Origin of the sequence: Nocardia sp. SYP-A9097 (assembly GCF_009649815.1) — a bacterium.
Lineage (GTDB): Bacteria > Actinomycetota > Actinomycetes > Mycobacteriales > Mycobacteriaceae > Nocardia.
In genome coordinates this window covers 20418-37644 of record NZ_WJIC01000019.1, presented here as the reverse complement: position 1 = coordinate 37644, position 17227 = coordinate 20418, and the positions used below count along the sequence as shown (strand labels likewise).

Below are 17227 nucleotides of genomic sequence, written 5' to 3'. Positions count from 1 at the left end.
GTCACAACCCGGCGGTGGTGCGGGCCGCCTGTGCGCGGTCGGCGGTGGTCGGTCGGGTGCTGAAGTGGTAGTCCTCCAGTGGGAAGTGGCGGTTCTCCCAGTACATCTCCAGTTGCGTCGAGGGGCGAAATGCCGCGCCGTCGCCTTGATAGTTGATGTAGTAGGTGTTGGAGGTGACGCAGCCCTGCGAGAACAGGTGGGTTCGCTTGGCGCGCTTGTCCATTCGCGCGAAGTAGCGGTCGTGCGGCTCCTGGCGTACTTCGACGCGGGTGGCATTGCGGCGGCGAGCCTCGCCGATCACCCGGGCGGCGTGGGCGGAGGTGGCCTCGATGAGTGGGATGTACGAGCCGGGTGCGTAGGCGTAGGGGCCGACGATCAGGAAGGCGTTCGGGAAGCGCGGGACCGAAACACCCTGGTACGCCTGGAATCTATTGGCATCCCAGAACTCGCTCAGCTCCAGGCCGCCGCGACCGTACATCGGATACGGCGGGGTGTAGCCCTTCTCCATCACCTTGAATCCGGTCGCCAGCACCACCATGTCGAAATCGCGTTCGGTCCCGTCCGTGCTGATTATGCCGGTGGCAGTGAACCTTTCGATGCCCTCGGTCACCAGATCCACATGCGGCTCGGTGAAGGTGCGGAAATAGTTGTTGGACACCGACGGCCGCTTACAGCCCAGTCGATAATCCGGGGTGAGCTTGCGCCGCAACTCCGGGTCGCGCACCTGCGTGAAAAGGTAACTCTTGAGCGCGGTTTCACCGAGGGTCAAACCGATAGAGGTCACCTTCGGATAGTTCGATATCGCCAAACCCGCACCGAGGCCGGCATTCACGCCGACATTGCCGACGAAGCGCACCGTCTGCTGTAACGGCGCGAAATTGAGCACCGAATTGAGTACCGTCCCCATGGCGAAGTCAGGTTTGGGACCGATCCAGATGGCGCGCCGCTGGAAAACAGTCAGCCGCGAAATATCCTTGGCCAGTTCGGGAATCAACTGCAGCCCACTGGCTCCGGTGCCGATGACAGCGACCCGCTTACCGCTGTAGTCGTACTCGTGATCCCAGCGAGAGCTGTGCATGATCTTGCCGGTGTACGTCTCCAGCCCGGGAATCTCGGGATTGTGCGGCTGCTCCAGCCCACCCACCGCACCGATGACGAAGCGCGCGGTCAATACCGAGCCATCCTCCAGGGTCAGCCGCCACAGATCGTCGGCCTCATCGAAAACGCCGTTGACCGCGCCGGATCCGAGCCGCAGTTTGTCCCGCAGCCCCTGCTTGTCCACCACCTCCTCGGCGTAACGCTGTAATTCCTTGCCCGGCGCGAAGAATCGCGACCAGGTCGAGCGCTGCTGAAAGGAGAAGTTGTACACCGGCGACGGAACATCCACGGCCACACCGGGATAGGTATTGGCCAGCCAAGTCCCACCCACCCGGGGCCACTTGTCGACCATCACGAAATTCTCGATCCCGGCCTTGCGCAGGGCGACACCCGCGCCGATCCCGCCCAGCCCCGCGCCGATGACGACGACCTCATGGGCGGGGGCTCCCGGACCACCGTTGGTGGAGTTCATGATTGGTACCTCAGTTCCTGCTGCGCAAGAATCTCCGGCAGCTCCCGCAGCACATCGAATCGATAGTCCGAGAACGGGAATCGCCGATGCCCGCGCCGCGCGCGAAAAAAGCCGGACGGCCGGATATAGGTGCTGTCACCCTGCGAATTCCGGTAGTACGTCGGCACATGCGCATTGAGCTCGTTCAGGTAGAAGCGCATGGCCGCACCGTGCCGATAGATGTCCCGGTGATAGGCGTCGTGCGCGTCCTGCCGGATGGCCACGAAGGTCGCCCCGCGCCTGCGCGCCTCCGAAATCGCCCGCACCGCATGATCGGCCGTCATCTCCACGAAGGCGTGCCAACCGCTACCCGACCAGGAATACGGGCCGACCAGCGTCCACCGATTCGGCAGACTCGGCAGCGAAACGCTCTCGTACGCCTGCAGCCCGTGCTCGGCATAGAACTCGCCCAGATCCATACCGTCGCTGCCCACCACCATGCCGGGCGTATAGGTCTCCGGATCGGAGAACACGTGATATCCAGTGGCCAGCACGATCATGTCGAATTCGCGTTCGGTGCCGTCGGTGGTGCGAATCCCGTTCTCGGTGAACCGCTCGATGGCGGTGGTCACCAGCTCCACATTCTCGCGATTGAAGCTCAGCAGATAACCGGTATTGGCGGTGGGCCGCTTGGCAATCGGCCCGTAATCGGGTGTGAGCGCGGCGCGGGTCTGCGGATCACGCACCATCATGCGCAACAGGCCGCGATAGCCCGCGATGGCGGCGGCATCGACCGTGCGCATGGTCGGCTCGACCACCGCCATGGGCGCGTTCGACATGGCCCGCAGCAGGACATCGATAACCACCAGCACCGCCCCGTGCGTGGCGGCCTGCAGCCCGGGCGTACGCAGCACCAGCCGCACCGCCTCGGGAATCCTGGGATTGGGCTTGGGAACGCACCACACCGGCGTGCGCTGGAACACCGACAGACTGCCCACCTCGCCCGCGATGGACGGCGTGATCTGCACCGAACTCGCCCCGGTGCCGATTATCGCGACCCGCTTACCGGTCAGGTCGTAGACGTGATCCCACGCCGAGGGCCGCTGCAGCTTGCCCCGATACTCGGCCAGACCCGGAATGCCCGGGTTCTGCTTAGGGGTGATGAACGCACCCACCGCACTCACCACGAAGCGCGCGGTAATGATCTTGCCGCCCTCGATGTGCAGATTCCACCGGTGGTTTCGCTCGTCCCACTCCTCGCTCAGCACATTGACGCCGAATCGGACGTGTGGGTACAGCCCGAAGCGCCGCGCCACCTCGATGTGGTATCGCTCGACCTCCGCGCCGGGGGCGAAGAGCCTGCTCCAGTTGGGATTTCGCGCGAACGAGTACTGGTAGGCGATCGACGGAATATCGACTTCCAGTCCCGGATAGTGGTTTTCGTGCCAGCTGCCGCCGACCTCATCGGCCCGCTCCAGAATGACGAAATCCGCTATGCCCGCCTGCTTCAGCTTGACCCCGGCGGCAATACCGCCCGGGCCCGCGCCGATGACGGCGACCTCATGGTCCGGAATAGAATTCCGCGGTGGTGGCTTTCCGTTCGATGCTGTGACCACGATGTCATGCCCTCCGAAAGCGGTGCGTTGCCACTCCAGCCTAGAGCTGTCTGGGACAGTGATCAAGGACTGCCGCTTGGGGTCGCACGATCTATGCGCGGAAAGCGCTGGGGCACAGCCGATTACCCGCCCGCGACATCTCGATTCGCCGACCGGCGCATTCGGGCCGCTGTGAGATCCACCGAGCCGCCGGTGCGGTCGCGGTGACGCGCCACCACCTCCGCCAACTCCGGTGACCAGCGCAGCATTTCGGCCCGCAGCGGCCCGGTGGTGCCGAGCTGGCAGATCAGGCCCATCAGGCACAGAATCGACCGTGCGAACGGGGTGTAGAACGCGGGCATGGTGAGCTGGCGGTTCACATTGCTCAGCAGCGGACTCAACCCCGTCTGCACCCGCCGCCGCAGCCAGGCGCGGTCCACCCGAAAGGTGTCGTGCCGCAGCATATCCGTATAGGGGAGTAGCTGTTCGGTCAGCGCCGGCACGTCGAAATCCGTGTCCGATTCGGCGAATCCGTGCCGCCGCACGGCTGTTTCGAGATCGTCGGGACTGCCGTTGAACAGGGCATCGGCGACATCGCGCACCAGCATCGGGAACTCCGGCGGGGGCCAGGGCACGCACGCCCCGAAGTCGACCACGCCCAGCCGGCCGTCCGGCAATACCCGGAAATTGCCCGGATGTGGATCGCAGTACAGCAGCCCGGAGCGTTCGGGGGCCGACAGCACGAAGCGCAGCGCCAGCAGGCCCACCCGATCCCGTTCGGATTGGGCGCCATCGGCAATGAGCCGGGTGAGTGGGACACCGTCCAGCCACTCGCTCACAATCACATCACCGCGCTGCGCCACCACGGCGGGCACCCGGAAATCCGGATCGTCCGCGAAGGCGTCGGCGAAGACGCGCTGCTGCTGGGACTCGGCCGCGAAATCCAGTTCGGCGGTGACACATTCGGCGAGCCGTTCGGTCATCGCCCCGATATCGGCATTCGGGGCGAAGATCGACGCCAGGCCGGACATTCGGCGAAGTTGATCGATATCGCTGCGAATCGCCTCGCGCGCACCCGGATACATGACCTTGACCGCCACGGTCCGGCCGTCGTGCCATACCGCGCGATGCACCTGCCCGATGGTGGCCGAGGCGGCTCGCCGATCCTCGAAAGACCGGAACTCCGCGCGCCACCGCGGCCCGAGCGACTCCGCGAGCACCGCGTGTACGGTGCGCGGCAGCATCGGCGGCGTGGCATCCTGCAAGCGGCTCAATGCGATTCGATACGGCTCGGCCAGCTCGGGAGCCAGTCCCATCTCGTACAGGGCCAGAATCTGCCCGAGCTTGGCGGCGAACCCCTTCAACTCACCGAGCACCTCGAAGAAATGCTGTGCGGTGCGTCGCTGGATCTCCTGATTCACCTCGTCGGCGGGTCGCCCCAGTGCGCGCTTGCCGACACCCGCGGCCCGTCGACCTGCGAAGGCAATGGGCAGCGCCGCCAGTTTGGCATTGCGAACCGCCCTGCGCCCCGGCGGATTTCCGCCCTTGTCCGCGCCCCCGCTGCGCCGAACATTCATCAAATCAACCCCTCGCGCCTACCGTTCCGTGCGCCAGGAGCAGTGTGCCACGGTGTGAAACCGAGCGGTCCGGATTGCCGGGATAGTCTGCCTCGATCTCGAATACTGAGACGTGCGCGGCTGGGTCCTCAACTCTGTCGGGCGGTCAGGCGCGCCAGATCTGTGAGGCGGTGGGCGCGGGCGATCTCGGCGGGGGTGAAGGGGTCTCCGGCGCGCACGAAGGTCATCGGATCGATCTCCAGAACCGTTCCGGCCGCGGAGTATTCGGGTTCCACCTCCGAAACATATTGCGCGCCCAGCAATTCGGCAATGACCAGGGGAAGTTCCTGAGGATCGCTGGCCACCCGCGCGGCCAGACCCAGGGCGCGGGTCTGCCCGTCCACGAGGGTGAGCGCGGAGGCGGGCCAGATGCCGACGGCGATGCCACCCGCGCGATGGATGGCAGTGGTCAGTCGTGGCGGACCTACATCGGCCGGGGTCGAGACCACGAGTTCATCGAGTACTCCGTCCTCGAGGTGGTGCACGTGCACGGTGAGAATATTCGCGTGCCGGTCCGCGAGCTGCTTGGCCAGCAATTCCAGGCGACCCGGCGTGTTGTCCAGCCGCACCCGGATTCGCCACAGCAGCTCGGCGCTGTCCAGGCGCTGGCGATGGCTGAGCTCGGGTCCGTGCAGCCACCTGGCGAGATAACGCATGGCCCCGGGCTCCACCACCCAGATGACGAGAATGGTGGTGGTGAGCGTCAATACCGCGACGGCGGCCAAATAAGGGATCTCCAGATGCAGCACGAGTGCGTGCAGCGCCAATTCGACGGGAAACACCGCGGCCAGTTTGGCGAGCGTGAGCCGGGTGCGACGGGGATGGGGCAGACGACCGCATACTTCGCATGCCAGCGCATGGACCTCGGATTGCCTCATATTCACCAGCGTGCGGTGCGGAGGTTTCCGCACTGTGCCCCGGTGTAAAGAGGTCGTGACAGCGAGCGTCGAAAGTGTTGTGGCACCGGCGAATTCAGTGAGCGCGGGCACACCGTTTCGTGCGATGTGCCACAGGGCACACTATTTGCCGGTCTTCACCGGTAGCGATCCGGCGTATCCGACCCCGCGCTCCACCCATTCGGTGAGCACATCGTCATCCTCGACCGTCTCGGCGGTGACCCGAATCCAGCCGCGCGTCTCGCGCCCGCCCATGACCATGGCCTCCACCGAGCCGGGCGCCAGCAGCTGGGTGTAATCGTCCGGGGAGACCCGCACCAGTAGCCCGCCCCGACCGCTGGCGGCGACCGCCATATTGCCGCCGATCAGAAATGCCAGGCCACCGAACATCTTCTTCTCGACCATCTCCGGCAGCTGCGGTCCCAGCGCGTCCCGAATCCGATCGGCCAATTCCTCGTCGTATGCCATATCTGCATTGTGGCGCAGGCCGCCGACATATTCCGCGCGGAAAACCGGACAAAGAGACCATTCCGGTGCGTGTCATGTTCCGGACAATGAGGTACACAGGGTAGATGGACACCCTGCCGACCGTCGGTGTCGAAGAGGAGTTTCTCCTCGTGGATCCGCGCACCGGTGCGCCGGTCGGCAAAAATGTCGACGTCGCCCGGACCGCGGCGGATCTCGGCATGGATATGCAATTGGAAATCATGCGGTGCCAGGTGGAGACCAGCACCCGCATACACACGAATTCGACCGATCTGCTGCGCGAATTGCGGGAACTGCGGCGCGGGGCCGCGGCCTGCGCGGAGAAGAACGACGCGGTCCTGCTCGCGGTCGCCGTTCCGCCCACCCACTCCGATGAGCTGCTCCCGGTGACCAGCACCCCGCGCTATCGCCGGATCGCCGAGGACTTCGGCAGGCTCGCACAGGAGCAGGGGCTCTGCGGCTGCCACGTGCATGTCGCGGTTCCGGACCGGGCCACGGCGCTGCGGGTGGGCAACTTCCTGCGCCCTTGGCTCCCTTCGCTTTTGGCGCTCACCGCCAACTCCGCCATCTATCACGGCGACGAAACCGGTTATGCCAGTTGGCGAAACATCCTGTGGCGGCGCTGGCCCAGCGCCGGCCCACCACCGCACTTCGACTCGGTCTGCGAGTTCGACACCGCGGTCGAGTCCATGCTCTCGCTGGGGGTGATCCTGGACCGCAAAATGGTGTATTGGGATGTGCGGCCATCGGTTACGTTCCCCACCGTCGAGGTGCGCGTCAGCGATGTGCCCGCCACCGCGGACGAGGCCGCGCTGCTGGCCACCCTGGTGCGGGCGGCGGTGATGATCGCCCAGCGCGGCGGTGGGGCGCCGGAGGTCGCGGAAGGCACTCTGCACGCGGCCTATTGGCGGGCCGCGCACGGGGGTATGGACGGTCCGGCCGTAAATCCGGCGGACGGTCGCATCATTCCGGTGCGGGATCTGCTGGCCGAATTCATCGCTCTGATCGAACCCGCTCTGATCGAGCTCGGCGATCTCGCCTTCGTCACCGATACGTTCACCGAGCTACTGGCCCGCGGCAATGGCGCGCATCGGCAACTCGAGGCCTTCCGCGCCCGTGGCGAATTGACGGACGTGATAGACGAATTGGCGGAGGCCACGCTCTTCAACTGCCGCTGAACGCCTACGGATAGAGCGTGTAGGTGGTGTGATTCTTGTGCGCGGTGGACCAGTCGCCATTCGCGGCCGCCGCCGCGACCATGCTCGCAATCGCCAGCGGCACAACCAATCCCGCCATCTGCCAGCGCCGGGTGAGCGGCCTGCCCGGTGGCATGGGACGGGTGCGCCCCCCGGGCAGCGGCGGCGGCAGCGCGGCCACCTGACTGCGCACCGCCACATTGAGGAGCACGGTGATCGGATTGATGATCAGCGATACCGGCCCCCACCAGCCCTGTACCAGCGAATCTCCGGTCATATGACGGAAGACCGCCAGCCCGCAGCAGCGGCAGAAGGGCCCGGGTAGTTTGCGGAATTGCATGGCGAAGACAAGTCCGCGATGCGCGCGGAAATCCACCCGTACCGCCGGCGTAGAGCCGCAGTACTGGCAGTAGACCCCATTCGCGGTGCTCAGGTCATGATTGTCGAAGTGGTTGCCGGACATGGACACGCGTGGCGATCTCCCCGAGAGCAGCTGGAAACCGCCGTATTCAAACACACCATGCCCGTGCTCGCGCGTTACCCCATCGGCTGGTCGTCCACGAGAATGTCGTAGTTCACCGTATCGCCCTCGACATTGGTGGTGGTGACCGTGACACCCCAACGGGTGGAATCGGATTCGGTGATCACACAGCGTACGGTGGCCCCCGTCGCGCCGCGCAGCAGGCCGTTGCAGCTGGTGGATTTGGGTGCGGTGCCGACCTTCTCGGTGTAGAACTTGGCGACATTGCCGGCGATATCGTCCGGGCTGACGAACTTGTCGCTGAACTCGATGTCGTAGCTGGCGGTATCGCCGTCGACCTTGGTGACCTTGGCGGTGGTCATCCAGGTCTGACCGTCCGCGGAGGTGACCGTGCACTTCTGCGTGGCGTCCACCTCGGCCTTCAAATCGCCGTCGCAGACAACCGATTTCGCGTCCTCATGGGAGCGGTCGTGGAACAGGCCGCTCATCTTGGTCTCGACATCGCTCTTGCTCACCGACCCGGGACCCGAGGAGCAGCCGGCCAGCAGGATCGGGACAGAGACGACGGCTATAACCGCAGCTAATTTTCGCATGGCGGGATTATCCGACCGCGCGATGGGCGTTAAGGGCGGTTTCGCGTCTGAAAATGCAAATCGCGGCCCGAAGCTCGGCGAGTCGATCTCGGGCCGCGTCACATTTGTCTGAAGTATCCGATGTCAGCTGGCGTGCTGACGCCACTCCTCGAGCTGCGGGGCCTCCGCGCCGATGGTGGTGGACCCACCGTGCCCGGTGTGCACCAGCGTCTCGGGCGGCAGGCTCAGCAGCCGGTCGGCGATCGACGCCACGATGGTGTCGTAATCCGAATACGAGCGGCCGGTCGCGCCCGGACCGCCCTGGAAGAGCGTGTCGCCGGTGAAGACCGCACCCATATCGGACGAGTAGAAGCAGACCGCACCCGGCGCGTGTCCCGGGGTGTGCAGCACATGCAGCTGCGTGCCGCCGATCTCGATGATCTGCTCATCGGCCAGCTCGCCATCGGGATCGATATCGGGATGGGTGAGCCGCCACAGCACCAGATCCGCGGGGTGCAGCAGGACCGGCGCGCCGGTGGCCTTGGCCAGCTCCGGTGCGACGCGAATGTGATCGTCGTGCGCGTGGGTGGCCAGAATCGCCCGCACCTTACGGGTGCCCACCACATCCAGAATGGCTGGAACACTGTGTGGCGCATCGATAATGACGCACTCCAGGTCGTCGCCGACGACCCAGACATTGTTCTCGACCTCGAAGGTCTCGCCGTCCAGGGTGAAGGTGCCCGAGGTGGTGGCGTGATCGATATGTGCCATCAGAACACCACCACCGAGCGCAGGACCTCACCGTCGTGCATCTTGGTGAAGGCGGCCTCGATATCGGTCAGCGAAATCGTCTCGGTGACAAAGGCATCCAGATCGAAACGGCCCTGCTTGTAGAGCTCGATCAGGTACGGGAAGTCGCGCGAGGGCAGGCAGTCGCCGTACCAGGACGACTTCAAAGACCCACCGCGGGAGAAGAAGTCGATGAGCGGCATCTCCAGCTTCATATCCGGGGTCGGCACACCGACCAGCACCACGGTGCCGGCCAGATCGCGGGCGTAGAACGCCTGCTTCCAGGTCTCCGGGCGGCCGACCGCATCGATCACCACATCCGCGCCGAAACCGTCGGTGAGTTCCTGAACCCGTTCCACCGCATCCTCTTTGGACGCGTTCACGGTGTGCGTGGCACCGAAACCGGTGGCCCACTCCAGCTTCCGCTCATCGATATCGACGGCGATAACGGTGGTCGCACCCGCCAGCTTCGCACCCGCGATGGCGGCATTACCCACACCGCCGCAACCGATTACGGCCACTGAGTCGCCACGGCTGACATTGCCGGTATTGATGGCAGCGCCCAGCCCGGCCATCACACCGCAGCCCAGCAGGCCCGCCGCGACCGGCGAGGCGGTCGGATCGACCTTGGTGCACTGCCCGGCATGCACGAGGGTCTTCTCGGCGAACGCGCCGATACCCAGTGCGGGGGTCAGCGGAGTGCCGTCGGTGAGCGTCATCGGCTGCGCCGCATTATGTGTCGAGAAGCAGTACCATGGCTTGCCCTTACGACAGGCGCGGCAATTACCGCACACCGCACGCCAGTTCAGGATGACGAAATCGCCCGGCTCCACATCGGTGACGCCCTCGCCCACCGATTCCACAATGCCCGCGGCCTCATGGCCGAGCAGGAATGGGAATTCGTCATTGATGCCGCCCTGGCGATAGTGCAGATCGGTGTGGCACACCCCGCACGCTTGCACCTTGACGACCGCTTCACCCGGACCGGGATCCGGGATGACGATCTCGGTGACCTCGACGGGAGCATTCTTCGAGCGTGCGATCACGCCGCGCACAACTTGGGACACGTAATGCCTTTCTATATCGATCACAATCTCTTCCGACTATGGCATCCGAGCCGGATCGGCGCACAACGTCATCAAAGCAGTACCGCGGCAGCGGTTTCGGCAATGGTAGCTGCGACCATGCCGAGCGCGGGGGAGTCGAGCCGCCACTGCTGCCAGTACAGCGGGACATCGATGAACACCGTGCTGTCCAGCGGGATCAGGTTATCGTCCTGGCGAGTTTGCAGGTCGGGCATCATGCCCCAGCCGAGGCCGAGTCGCAGCGCGTCGGCGAAACCGGCCGAGGAGGGGATGTAATGGCGCGGGGAATCCACGGGTTTGCGGGTGTAGCGCCGCATGAGCCGGAACTGTAAATCGTCCTTACGGTCGAACAGGATCACCGGGGCGACCGCGAACGCCTTGGCGGTGGGGCCGTCCGGGAACCAGGTTCCTACAAAGTCAGGATTGGCCATCGGCCGATAGCGCATGGCTCCGAGTCGCCGCACAATGCAACCCTGCACCGGCGCGGCCGTCGAGGTGATGGCAGCCATGACCGTGCCATCGCGCAGTAGTCGCGTGGTGTGCTCCTCATCCTCGCGATGGATCTCGAAATTCACACCCTGCGCGGCCCGGCCCAGCGCGGGCATGACCCAGCTCTGCAGCGAATCGGCATTGACCGCGATGGGGATATTCACCGGCTTCGCGGTCGGCTGATCCTCATCCCCGAGCTCGCGTGCGGTATCGCTGGTGAGCAGCTGAACCTGCTTGGCCAGCCGCCACACCGTGAGCCCGGATTCGGTGGGCTGAACCGGTTTTGTGCGCTGCACCAGAATCCGCCCCGCCGAGTCCTCCAGGGCCTTGATGCGCTGGCTGATAGCCGAAGGCGTGACACTGAGCCGCCGCGCGGCCGCCTCGAACGTCCCCTCGGTAATCACCGCATCCAGTGCGCGAAGCTGATCGAGCTGCAGGTCCATATTAAGAGATCCTAATCGTCCATCAGAAACATTAGCTGGCCTGCTCCTGGACGCCCGCCTAGCTTAAATAGGGTGAACGCATCATCGGCGGCCCTGGCGGCCTTTTCAGGACTCGGCTTCGGACTCTCCCTCATCGTGGCAATCGGCGCGCAAAACGCCTTCGTGCTGCGCCAGGGCATCCGACGCGAACACGTCCTGCCGGTGGTAGCCGTCTGCGCGCTCTCCGACGTAGTCATGATGACCGCGGGCGTAACCGGCTTCGGCACGGTCATGAACAAAGCCCCCGAAATCATGACCATCGCCAAATACGCAGGCGTGGCATTCCTGCTCGGCTACGCATTCCTGGCCGCGAAGCGGGCCTTCTCCGCCACCGGACTGACCGCGGGCGGCGGCGCACCGATCGCCCTGGGCGCGGCCATAGCCACCTGCCTGGCGGTCACCTGGCTCAACCCCCACGCCTACCTCGACACCGTGGTCCTGCTCGGCTCCTTCGCCAGCACCTACGCGGCCCCCGACCGCTGGTTCCTCACCGCAGGCGCAATAACCGGCAGCATCATCTGGTTCATCTCCCTGGGTTTCGGAGCGCGCCTACTGGCCCCCGTCTTCGCCAAACCCCGTGCCTGGCAGGTTCTGGATTCGGTCATTGCCCTCGTAATGACCTCCCTCGCAATCGGTTTGGTCATCAGCTGACCATCGCGCCCCGATGTGCGAGGATCATCTCCGCAGCATGCCGGATTCGTATGAGCGCATAATGTCTGCCCGGGCTGAAGCTGCCTTGCTTCAAATGAGTTGGGGGCCAACGGATGGCTCGTTCGTTGGGAGTCGATATGGCGGATGAGTACTCATCCTCGAGAATCAGGAGAACGACCTGGGGAAAGGTCGCTCGGCGCGAGGATGGCCAACAGCAAGAGGATCATCTTCGAGGAGCCGGGATGGGGGTGATTTGACGGTGCGGTACGAGGACTATTCCTGGAGCACCGGGGAGGGGTTGATGGGGGTTGATGATCCGGCGATCGTGGCGGAGGGGTTTGATCGGGGGGAGAAGTATGCGGGGATTGCGTTGGTGGGGTTGGCGCTGAGTTTCGAAGAGATTGAGCCTATTTCGGGGTTGATTCCTCGTGCGGTTGGGTCGGGGGATACTGAGACCAGGCGGTTGGGGTTTCTGGCGTTGGCGCATACGGTGCGGCTGTTCGGGCGGATGACACCGGAGACGGAGGAGATTCTTCGGTGGCACAGGAAGGATTCTGCTGCGGAGATTGCCGTGGATGATGCCTTGTCATTCATTCCACTCCGCAGTATGCCGATGTGGCTCAGGCGTATCTACGTCTTGCGGACTGTGCGATGGAATCTATTTGGGCGGTGGAGGTTTTGAGGATCAGGTTGCGGGGCGTTCTTGGATTACCCAGGAGTTGCCGTCGGGGTCTTCGAAGAAGATGAAAGAGTTCCAATCCTCGCCGGGGCCTGCTACTTGTTCGCCGTTTTCGAAATGGGTTATGGGGCTTACGGTTACGCCTCGGGTGGTTAGTTCTTTGTGGGCGGTGTTGATGTCGGGGACTACCAGTTGGAGGCCGTGGAGGGAGCCGGGGGTCATAGGGGCGGTGGAGAGGTGGATGGAGCAGGCTGAGCCGGGTGGGGTTAGTTGGACGATCCTGGTGGTTGGGGAGATTTGGATGTCCAGGTCCAGGGTGAAGCCGATCTGGTTGGTGTAGAAGGCTTTTGAGTTGTCCAGGTCGGAGACTGGGACTGGGACTACCTCTAGGTTCCACTGCATCGGGATCACCTCTCGGCTGGGTTAGCGGTGTACCTCGGACATGCGGACGGGGCGGGCTGCGTGGCGGGATTGTTCGCATGCTTCGGCGATGTAGAACGCTTCCAGGGCTTCGGCGGGGGTGCAAGGGCTGGGGCGGGTGCCGGTGGCGACCTCTATGAAGGTGGCCAGTTCTTCGACGTAGGCGGCGTGGAAGCGGTCCATGAAGCCGGGGTAAGCGGGGAGGTGGGAGGCGGGGTAACCGGGTTCCACCGAGTGCAAGGGGGCTCGGTCGTCCAGGCCCACAATGGCATTGGCTTGGGAGCCGAGGACTTCGAGGCGGACGTCGTAGCCTGCGCCGTTGTAGCGGCTCAGGGAAACCGTTGCGAGGGAGCCGTCATCGAGGTGCAGGACTACTGCGGCGGTGTCTACGTCTCCGGAATCGGCGAAGAATTGTTCGCCACGGTTGGCTCCGGTGGCGTAGACCTCGGTGACCTCGCGGCCGGTTACCCAGCGGATTATGTCGAAGTCGTGGACGCCGCAGTCTCGGAAGATGCCGCCGGAGCGGGGGATGTAGTCCGCGGGTGGGGGTGCGGGGTCGAGGGTGGTGGCTCGGAGGGTGTGGATCCAGCCGAGTTCGCCGGACGTCACCGCTTTGCGGGCCGCTCGGTAGCCGGCGTCGAAGCGGCGTTGGAAGCCGATTTGAACTGGAACGGTCGAGGTCGCTACGCGTTCGACCACCGCGAGAGTGCCGAGAATGTCTGCGGCTATGGGCTTTTCGCAGAAGACGGGGATGCCTCGGTCTACTGCGGCGGTGATCAGTTCGGGGTGGGAATCGGTGGCGGTGGTGATGATCAGGCCGGTGAGGTCGGCGGCGAGTAGAGCGTCGATATCGGGGGCGAAATCTATGTCGAGTTTGTTGGCGGTGGTCCGGGCTCGCTGCGCGTCGGCGTCGGCGACGATGACCGAATCTACGCCGGGGAGGGTGGTGAGGGTTTCGGCGTGGGAGCTGCCGATGCGGCCGGTGCCTGCGAGGCCCAGTCTGATCGTGGACATGGTTGCTCCTTCGGAAATGGTTGGGGGACTGGTCAATCGCGAGGGACAGCGGTGGTGGAGCGGACTACCAGGGAGGGTTCGAGGCGTTTACGGACCGGGTCGGTGCGGCCGTCCTGCAGGCGTTCGGTGAGGGCCTGGACGGCCAGGCGGCCGATATTGGTGCGCGGTTGATCGATGGTGGTGAGGGCCAGGTGGCGCAGGGCCGCCAGGGAGGTGTTGTCGTAGCCGACTACCGAAACGTCTTCGGGGACACGCAGTCCCGCTTCGATCAGTGCGGACATCGCGCCGACGGCGTTGAAGTCGTTGCCGCAGACCAAGGCGGTGGGGAAGTTGCTGGGGGAGAACAGGTTCAGCAGACTGCGGACCGCCGCGGCACCGGCTTCGTCGGTGTGTTCGCTCGCGATCACCATGGGTTCGAGGCCGTGGCGGACCATGGCCGCGGTGTAACCCTTGCGACGGGGACCGGCAGCGAAGGCCGCCCCGCCATCCAGGTGCACGATCCGCCGATGTCCAAGTGCGACAAGATGATCCACGGCAAGACCGGCGCCGAGCTCGCCATCGTCATTGACGGTGTCGACCTCCGGCATGGTGGAGCCACGCGAGACCAGCACCACCGGACAACGGTCTGCCGCATCACGAATCGAGGCGGCGGGCAGCACCGGTGAGAGCAGGATGATTCCGCCGGGCCGGAAGGCGAGCAGGCTCGCCAGGGCCGATTGTTCCCGAGCAGCGCTGCGCCGCCCGGTATTCAGGATGAGTTCGAGGCCCGCCTCCTGCGCCGCCTCGTCCATACCCTCCACCACATCGGCGAAGAACGCATTGCGCAGGTCGGACACCATGACCCCGACAATGTTCGAAGTCCGGCTGGCCAGTGAGCGGGCCATGAGATGCGGTTGATACCCCAGATCCTCCGCGGCCTGCAGCACCGCACGCCGGCGATGGTCGCTGACTTTGGGGGAATTGCGCATGACCAGTGAGACCAGTGCGCGGGAAACGCCCGCCCTCGCGGCGACGTCTTCCATGGTCGGTCGGGTCATGGTGCCTGACGGTACCGGCCGGATTCGTCATCGGCAATAGAGCGCTCTAACGACGAGATTCGGACATTTGGACTCATGCACAACGGCCCAGGTGAAAGCTGTATTGCAAGGTCACACACCACTTTTCGACGGCCGCCAAACTCTTGACACGCTTGTGATCGGGGTTACATTGTTGGAGCGCTCCAATAGCGGGAGCGTTTCACACGTTGGCTACGACAGCTCTGGGAAGTGCCGATGACCGAACTGCGTATTGCCGCCGCGCCCATCTCCTGGGGCGTCTGCGAAGTCCCCGGCTGGGGCCATGTCCTGGATGCGGAAACCGTGTTGTCCGCCATGGTGGGCCTCGGAATCACCGCCACCGAATTCGGCCCGCCCGGCTATCTGCCCAGCGCCCCAGGCGAGTTGCGCGCCGAACTCGAGACGCACGGCCTGGCCCCGGTCGGTGGATTCCTCGCCCTCGCACTGCATCGAGAATCGGGCGCCGCGCTGGCCACAGCCCGCGAAACCGCCGCCCTCTTCGCAGCGGCAGGTGCGGAAGTTCTCATCCTGGCCGCCGCCACCGGCGAAGACGGCTACGACACCCGAACCCCGCTCACCGATTACGAGTGGCGCACCCTCATCGACACCACCGCGAGCATTGCCGATATCGCCGCCGAACACGGCCTGCGCGCGACCGTGCACCCGCACGTGGGCACGCATATCGAAACCGAAGCCGAGGTGCACCGGTTCTTGGCCGACTCGAACCTGGATTTATGCCTGGATACCGGCCACCTGGCCATCGGCGGCACCGACCCGGTGGAGCTGGCTCGGCAGTACCCGACTCGCATCGGGCACATCCATCTCAAGGATGTCCGCCTGAGCGTGGCCGACGAAGTACGAAGCGGCCGAATGGAATACAGCCAAGCCGTGCGCCGAGGACTCTATGTGCCACTGGGGGAGGGCGATGTTGATATCGCCGCCCTCGTGCACGCCGTCCGTGCCGCCGGATACACCGGCTGGTACGTCCTCGAACAGGACACCGCCCTGAATCCCGGCGACACCGCCGCCGGCCCGAACCGAGATACCGAAGTAAGTCTGCGACACCTGACCGAAATCGGGGCCGAACCGGCCTCCACCCGGATTTAGTTGGTAAGTGATGACAATGAAGTCCCGACTGGCACACCCGGGGAAGACTCCGGCAGCGCCTCGAGCCGCAGCGGCACGAACAGGCTGGAAACGCTGGCGTCGACTGACGCCCTGGATAGCGGTTGCCGCCGTAGTCGCCGCATGCAGCGGCCCCGGTACCGATCAGACCACGCCGGCCCAGGCTCCCGCCGCCGTCGGCAAGCTGAACAGCGTCGCGGTGGTCACGCACGGCTCACCGGGTGACGCCTTCTGGAATGTGGTCAAGAACGGCGCGGAGGCGGCGGGCGATCAGCTCGGCGTACGCGTGGAGTACAACTCCTCGGGCGATCCGGGGCAGCAGGCCAAGCTAATCGACAATGCGGTCGCACAGGGCGTGGATGGTCTGGTGGTCTCGATGGCAAACCCTGATGCACTGCGTACCTCCATCGAAAAGGCTGTGTCAGCGGGCATTCCGGTGGTCACCATCAACTCCGGCGAGGACAAGAGCGCCGCGTTCGGTGCCATCGGACATGTCGGTCAGAGCGAGCGGCAGGCCGGTGAGGCCGCCGGTAAACGCCTCTCCGATGCCGGAAAGCGCAAGATGCTCTGTGTGATTCACGAGGCGGGCAATATCGGCGCGAATGAGCGCTGCGCCGGTGCCACCCAGGGCTTCGGCACCGCCGTCACCCTGCAGGTCGATATCAACAACCCGACGGACGCCCAGGCCCGCATTCGTGGTGCGCTGGAGGCGGATTCGTCCATCGACGCGGTCCTGACCCTGAACTCGCAGATCGCCGCCCGCGCGGTGGACGCGGTCCGCGAGTCCAAGTCCAAGGCCGCCATTGCCACCTTCGACCTCAATGATGATGTGGTGACCGCGATTCGCGCCGGTTCGCTGCTCTTCGCGGTCGATCAGCAGCAGTACGAGCAGGGCTATCTGCCCGTGGTCATGTTGAAGCTGTACCGGTCCAATCTCAATAGTGTCGGCGGCGGTCATCCGGTGCAGACCGGACCGGCGTTCGTGGACAAGGCCAATGTCGATGTCGTCGCCGGGCTCGTCGCCCAGGGCACGCGGTAACCGGTCGG

General features: G+C 64.8%; 17 protein-coding genes. 4 read left to right on the top strand and 13 right to left on the bottom strand.

Annotation, left to right across the window (positions count from 1 at the left end):
- Position 1: 1 nt before the first annotated feature.
- The 5 genes from GFY24_RS29325 to GFY24_RS29305 all read right to left on the bottom strand — a co-directional run bounded on the left by GFY24_RS29325 (position 2) and on the right by GFY24_RS29305 (position 6124).
- Positions 2–1570: an NAD(P)/FAD-dependent oxidoreductase gene (locus GFY24_RS29325; RefSeq protein ID WP_153808350.1), complete on the bottom strand. Its 1569-nt coding sequence runs from the start codon at positions 1568–1570 to the stop codon at positions 2–4.
- The gene (locus GFY24_RS29320) at positions 1567–3165 is read right to left on the bottom strand and encodes a flavin-containing monooxygenase (RefSeq protein WP_375336120.1); all 1599 of its coding nucleotides are present in this window, start codon (positions 3163–3165) and stop codon (positions 1567–1569) included. The genes GFY24_RS29325 and GFY24_RS29320 overlap by 4 nt, the downstream gene beginning before the upstream one ends.
- A gap of 122 nt (positions 3166–3287) precedes the next feature.
- On the bottom strand, positions 3288–4721 hold the full coding sequence (locus GFY24_RS29315) for an AarF/ABC1/UbiB kinase family protein (protein ID WP_153808349.1): 1434 nt from the start codon (positions 4719–4721) through the stop codon (positions 3288–3290).
- Positions 4722–4849: 128 nt separating this feature from the next.
- A complete protein-coding gene (locus tag GFY24_RS29310) occupies positions 4850–5638 on the bottom strand; it encodes an amino acid-binding protein (RefSeq protein WP_153808348.1) in 789 nt (262 codons plus the stop codon).
- A 141-nt stretch (positions 5639–5779) separates the two neighbouring features.
- On the bottom strand, positions 5780–6124 hold the full coding sequence (locus GFY24_RS29305) for a TfoX/Sxy family protein (protein ID WP_153808347.1): 345 nt from the start codon (positions 6122–6124) through the stop codon (positions 5780–5782).
- Between the two features lie 104 nt (positions 6125–6228).
- Here GFY24_RS29305 and GFY24_RS29300 point away from each other — a divergent pair, with 104 nt between their 5' ends.
- Positions 6229–7320: a glutamate--cysteine ligase gene (locus tag GFY24_RS29300; RefSeq protein WP_153808346.1), complete on the top strand. Its 1092-nt coding sequence runs from the start codon at positions 6229–6231 to the stop codon at positions 7318–7320.
- Positions 7321–7324: 4 nt separating this feature from the next.
- Here GFY24_RS29300 and GFY24_RS29295 read toward each other — a convergent pair whose 3' ends face one another.
- From GFY24_RS29295 to GFY24_RS29275, 5 genes are all read right to left on the bottom strand, one after another.
- Positions 7325–7807 carry a hypothetical protein gene (locus GFY24_RS29295; protein WP_153808345.1) on the bottom strand — a complete coding sequence of 161 codons (483 nt, stop codon included), beginning with the start codon at positions 7805–7807 and terminating at the stop codon, positions 7325–7327.
- Between the two features lie 68 nt (positions 7808–7875).
- Positions 7876–8412: a DUF4333 domain-containing protein gene (locus GFY24_RS29290; RefSeq protein ID WP_153808344.1), complete on the bottom strand. Its 537-nt coding sequence runs from the start codon at positions 8410–8412 to the stop codon at positions 7876–7878.
- A 123-nt stretch (positions 8413–8535) separates the two neighbouring features.
- On the bottom strand, positions 8536–9162 hold the full coding sequence (locus GFY24_RS29285) for an MBL fold metallo-hydrolase (protein ID WP_228566748.1): 627 nt from the start codon (positions 9160–9162) through the stop codon (positions 8536–8538).
- Entirely contained in the window at positions 9162–10247 is a 1086-nt protein-coding gene (locus tag GFY24_RS29280) for an S-(hydroxymethyl)mycothiol dehydrogenase (RefSeq protein ID WP_309231485.1), read from the bottom strand. Before GFY24_RS29280 ends, GFY24_RS29285 begins: the two co-directional genes overlap by 1 nt.
- Positions 10248–10318: 71 nt before the next feature.
- Entirely contained in the window at positions 10319–11197 is an 879-nt protein-coding gene (locus GFY24_RS29275; protein ID WP_153808342.1) for a LysR family transcriptional regulator ArgP, read from the bottom strand.
- 72 nt (positions 11198–11269) lie between these two features.
- On the opposite strand from GFY24_RS29275, the gene GFY24_RS29270 reads away from it, so the two are divergent.
- Positions 11270–11887 carry a LysE/ArgO family amino acid transporter gene (locus tag GFY24_RS29270; protein ID WP_309231484.1) on the top strand — a complete coding sequence of 206 codons (618 nt, stop codon included), beginning with the start codon at positions 11270–11272 and terminating at the stop codon, positions 11885–11887.
- Between the two features lie 685 nt (positions 11888–12572).
- Here the strand turns inward: GFY24_RS29270 and GFY24_RS29265 are convergent.
- The 3 genes from GFY24_RS29265 to GFY24_RS29255 are packed head-to-tail and all read right to left on the bottom strand — an operon-like array spanning position 12573 to position 15037.
- Positions 12573–12968: a VOC family protein gene (locus GFY24_RS29265; RefSeq protein ID WP_153808341.1), complete on the bottom strand. Its 396-nt coding sequence runs from the start codon at positions 12966–12968 to the stop codon at positions 12573–12575.
- Between the two features lie 21 nt (positions 12969–12989).
- Entirely contained in the window at positions 12990–14000 is a 1011-nt protein-coding gene (locus GFY24_RS29260) for a Gfo/Idh/MocA family oxidoreductase (protein ID WP_153808340.1), read from the bottom strand.
- Between the two features lie 32 nt (positions 14001–14032).
- On the bottom strand, positions 14033–15037 hold the full coding sequence (locus GFY24_RS29255) for a LacI family DNA-binding transcriptional regulator (protein WP_153808339.1): 1005 nt from the start codon (positions 15035–15037) through the stop codon (positions 14033–14035).
- 234 nt (positions 15038–15271) lie between these two features.
- Here GFY24_RS29255 and GFY24_RS29250 point away from each other — a divergent pair, with 234 nt between their 5' ends.
- Both GFY24_RS29250 and GFY24_RS29245 read left to right on the top strand, forming a co-directional pair.
- The gene (locus GFY24_RS29250; RefSeq protein ID WP_153808338.1) at positions 15272–16162 is read left to right on the top strand and encodes a TIM barrel protein; all 891 of its coding nucleotides are present in this window, start codon (positions 15272–15274) and stop codon (positions 16160–16162) included.
- Between the two features lie 16 nt (positions 16163–16178).
- Entirely contained in the window at positions 16179–17219 is a 1041-nt protein-coding gene (locus GFY24_RS29245) for a sugar ABC transporter substrate-binding protein (RefSeq protein WP_153808428.1), read from the top strand.
- Positions 17220–17227 lie beyond the last annotated feature (8 nt).

What these genes read in the sequence shown, in the direction of transcription:
- GFY24_RS29325 (WP_153808350.1), bottom strand. Translation starts at nt 1,570, where the DNA reads ATGAACTCCACCAACGGTGGTCCGGGAGCCCCCGCCCATGAGGTCGTC.
- GFY24_RS29315 (WP_153808349.1), bottom strand. Translation starts at nt 4,721, where the DNA reads ATGAATGTTCGGCGCAGCGGGGGCGCGGACAAGGGCGGAAATCCGCCG.
- GFY24_RS29310 (WP_153808348.1), bottom strand. Translation starts at nt 5,638, where the DNA reads ATGAGGCAATCCGAGGTCCATGCGCTGGCATGCGAAGTATGCGGTCGT.
- GFY24_RS29305 (WP_153808347.1), bottom strand. Translation starts at nt 6,124, where the DNA reads ATGGCATACGACGAGGAATTGGCCGATCGGATTCGGGACGCGCTGGGA.
- GFY24_RS29300 (WP_153808346.1), top strand. Translation starts at nt 6,229, where the DNA reads ATGGACACCCTGCCGACCGTCGGTGTCGAAGAGGAGTTTCTCCTCGTG.
- GFY24_RS29290 (WP_153808344.1), bottom strand. Translation starts at nt 8,412, where the DNA reads ATGCGAAAATTAGCTGCGGTTATAGCCGTCGTCTCTGTCCCGATCCTG.
- GFY24_RS29285 (WP_228566748.1), bottom strand. Translation starts at nt 9,162, where the DNA reads ATGGCACATATCGATCACGCCACCACCTCGGGCACCTTCACCCTGGAC.
- GFY24_RS29275 (WP_153808342.1), bottom strand. Translation starts at nt 11,197, where the DNA reads ATGGACCTGCAGCTCGATCAGCTTCGCGCACTGGATGCGGTGATTACC.
- GFY24_RS29265 (WP_153808341.1), bottom strand. Translation starts at nt 12,968, where the DNA reads ATGCAGTGGAACCTAGAGGTAGTCCCAGTCCCAGTCTCCGACCTGGAC.
- GFY24_RS29260 (WP_153808340.1), bottom strand. Translation starts at nt 14,000, where the DNA reads ATGTCCACGATCAGACTGGGCCTCGCAGGCACCGGCCGCATCGGCAGC.
- GFY24_RS29255 (WP_153808339.1), bottom strand. Translation starts at nt 15,037, where the DNA reads ATGACCCGACCGACCATGGAAGACGTCGCCGCGAGGGCGGGCGTTTCC.
- GFY24_RS29250 (WP_153808338.1), top strand. Translation starts at nt 15,272, where the DNA reads ATGACCGAACTGCGTATTGCCGCCGCGCCCATCTCCTGGGGCGTCTGC.
- GFY24_RS29245 (WP_153808428.1), top strand. Translation starts at nt 16,179, where the DNA reads ATGAAGTCCCGACTGGCACACCCGGGGAAGACTCCGGCAGCGCCTCGA.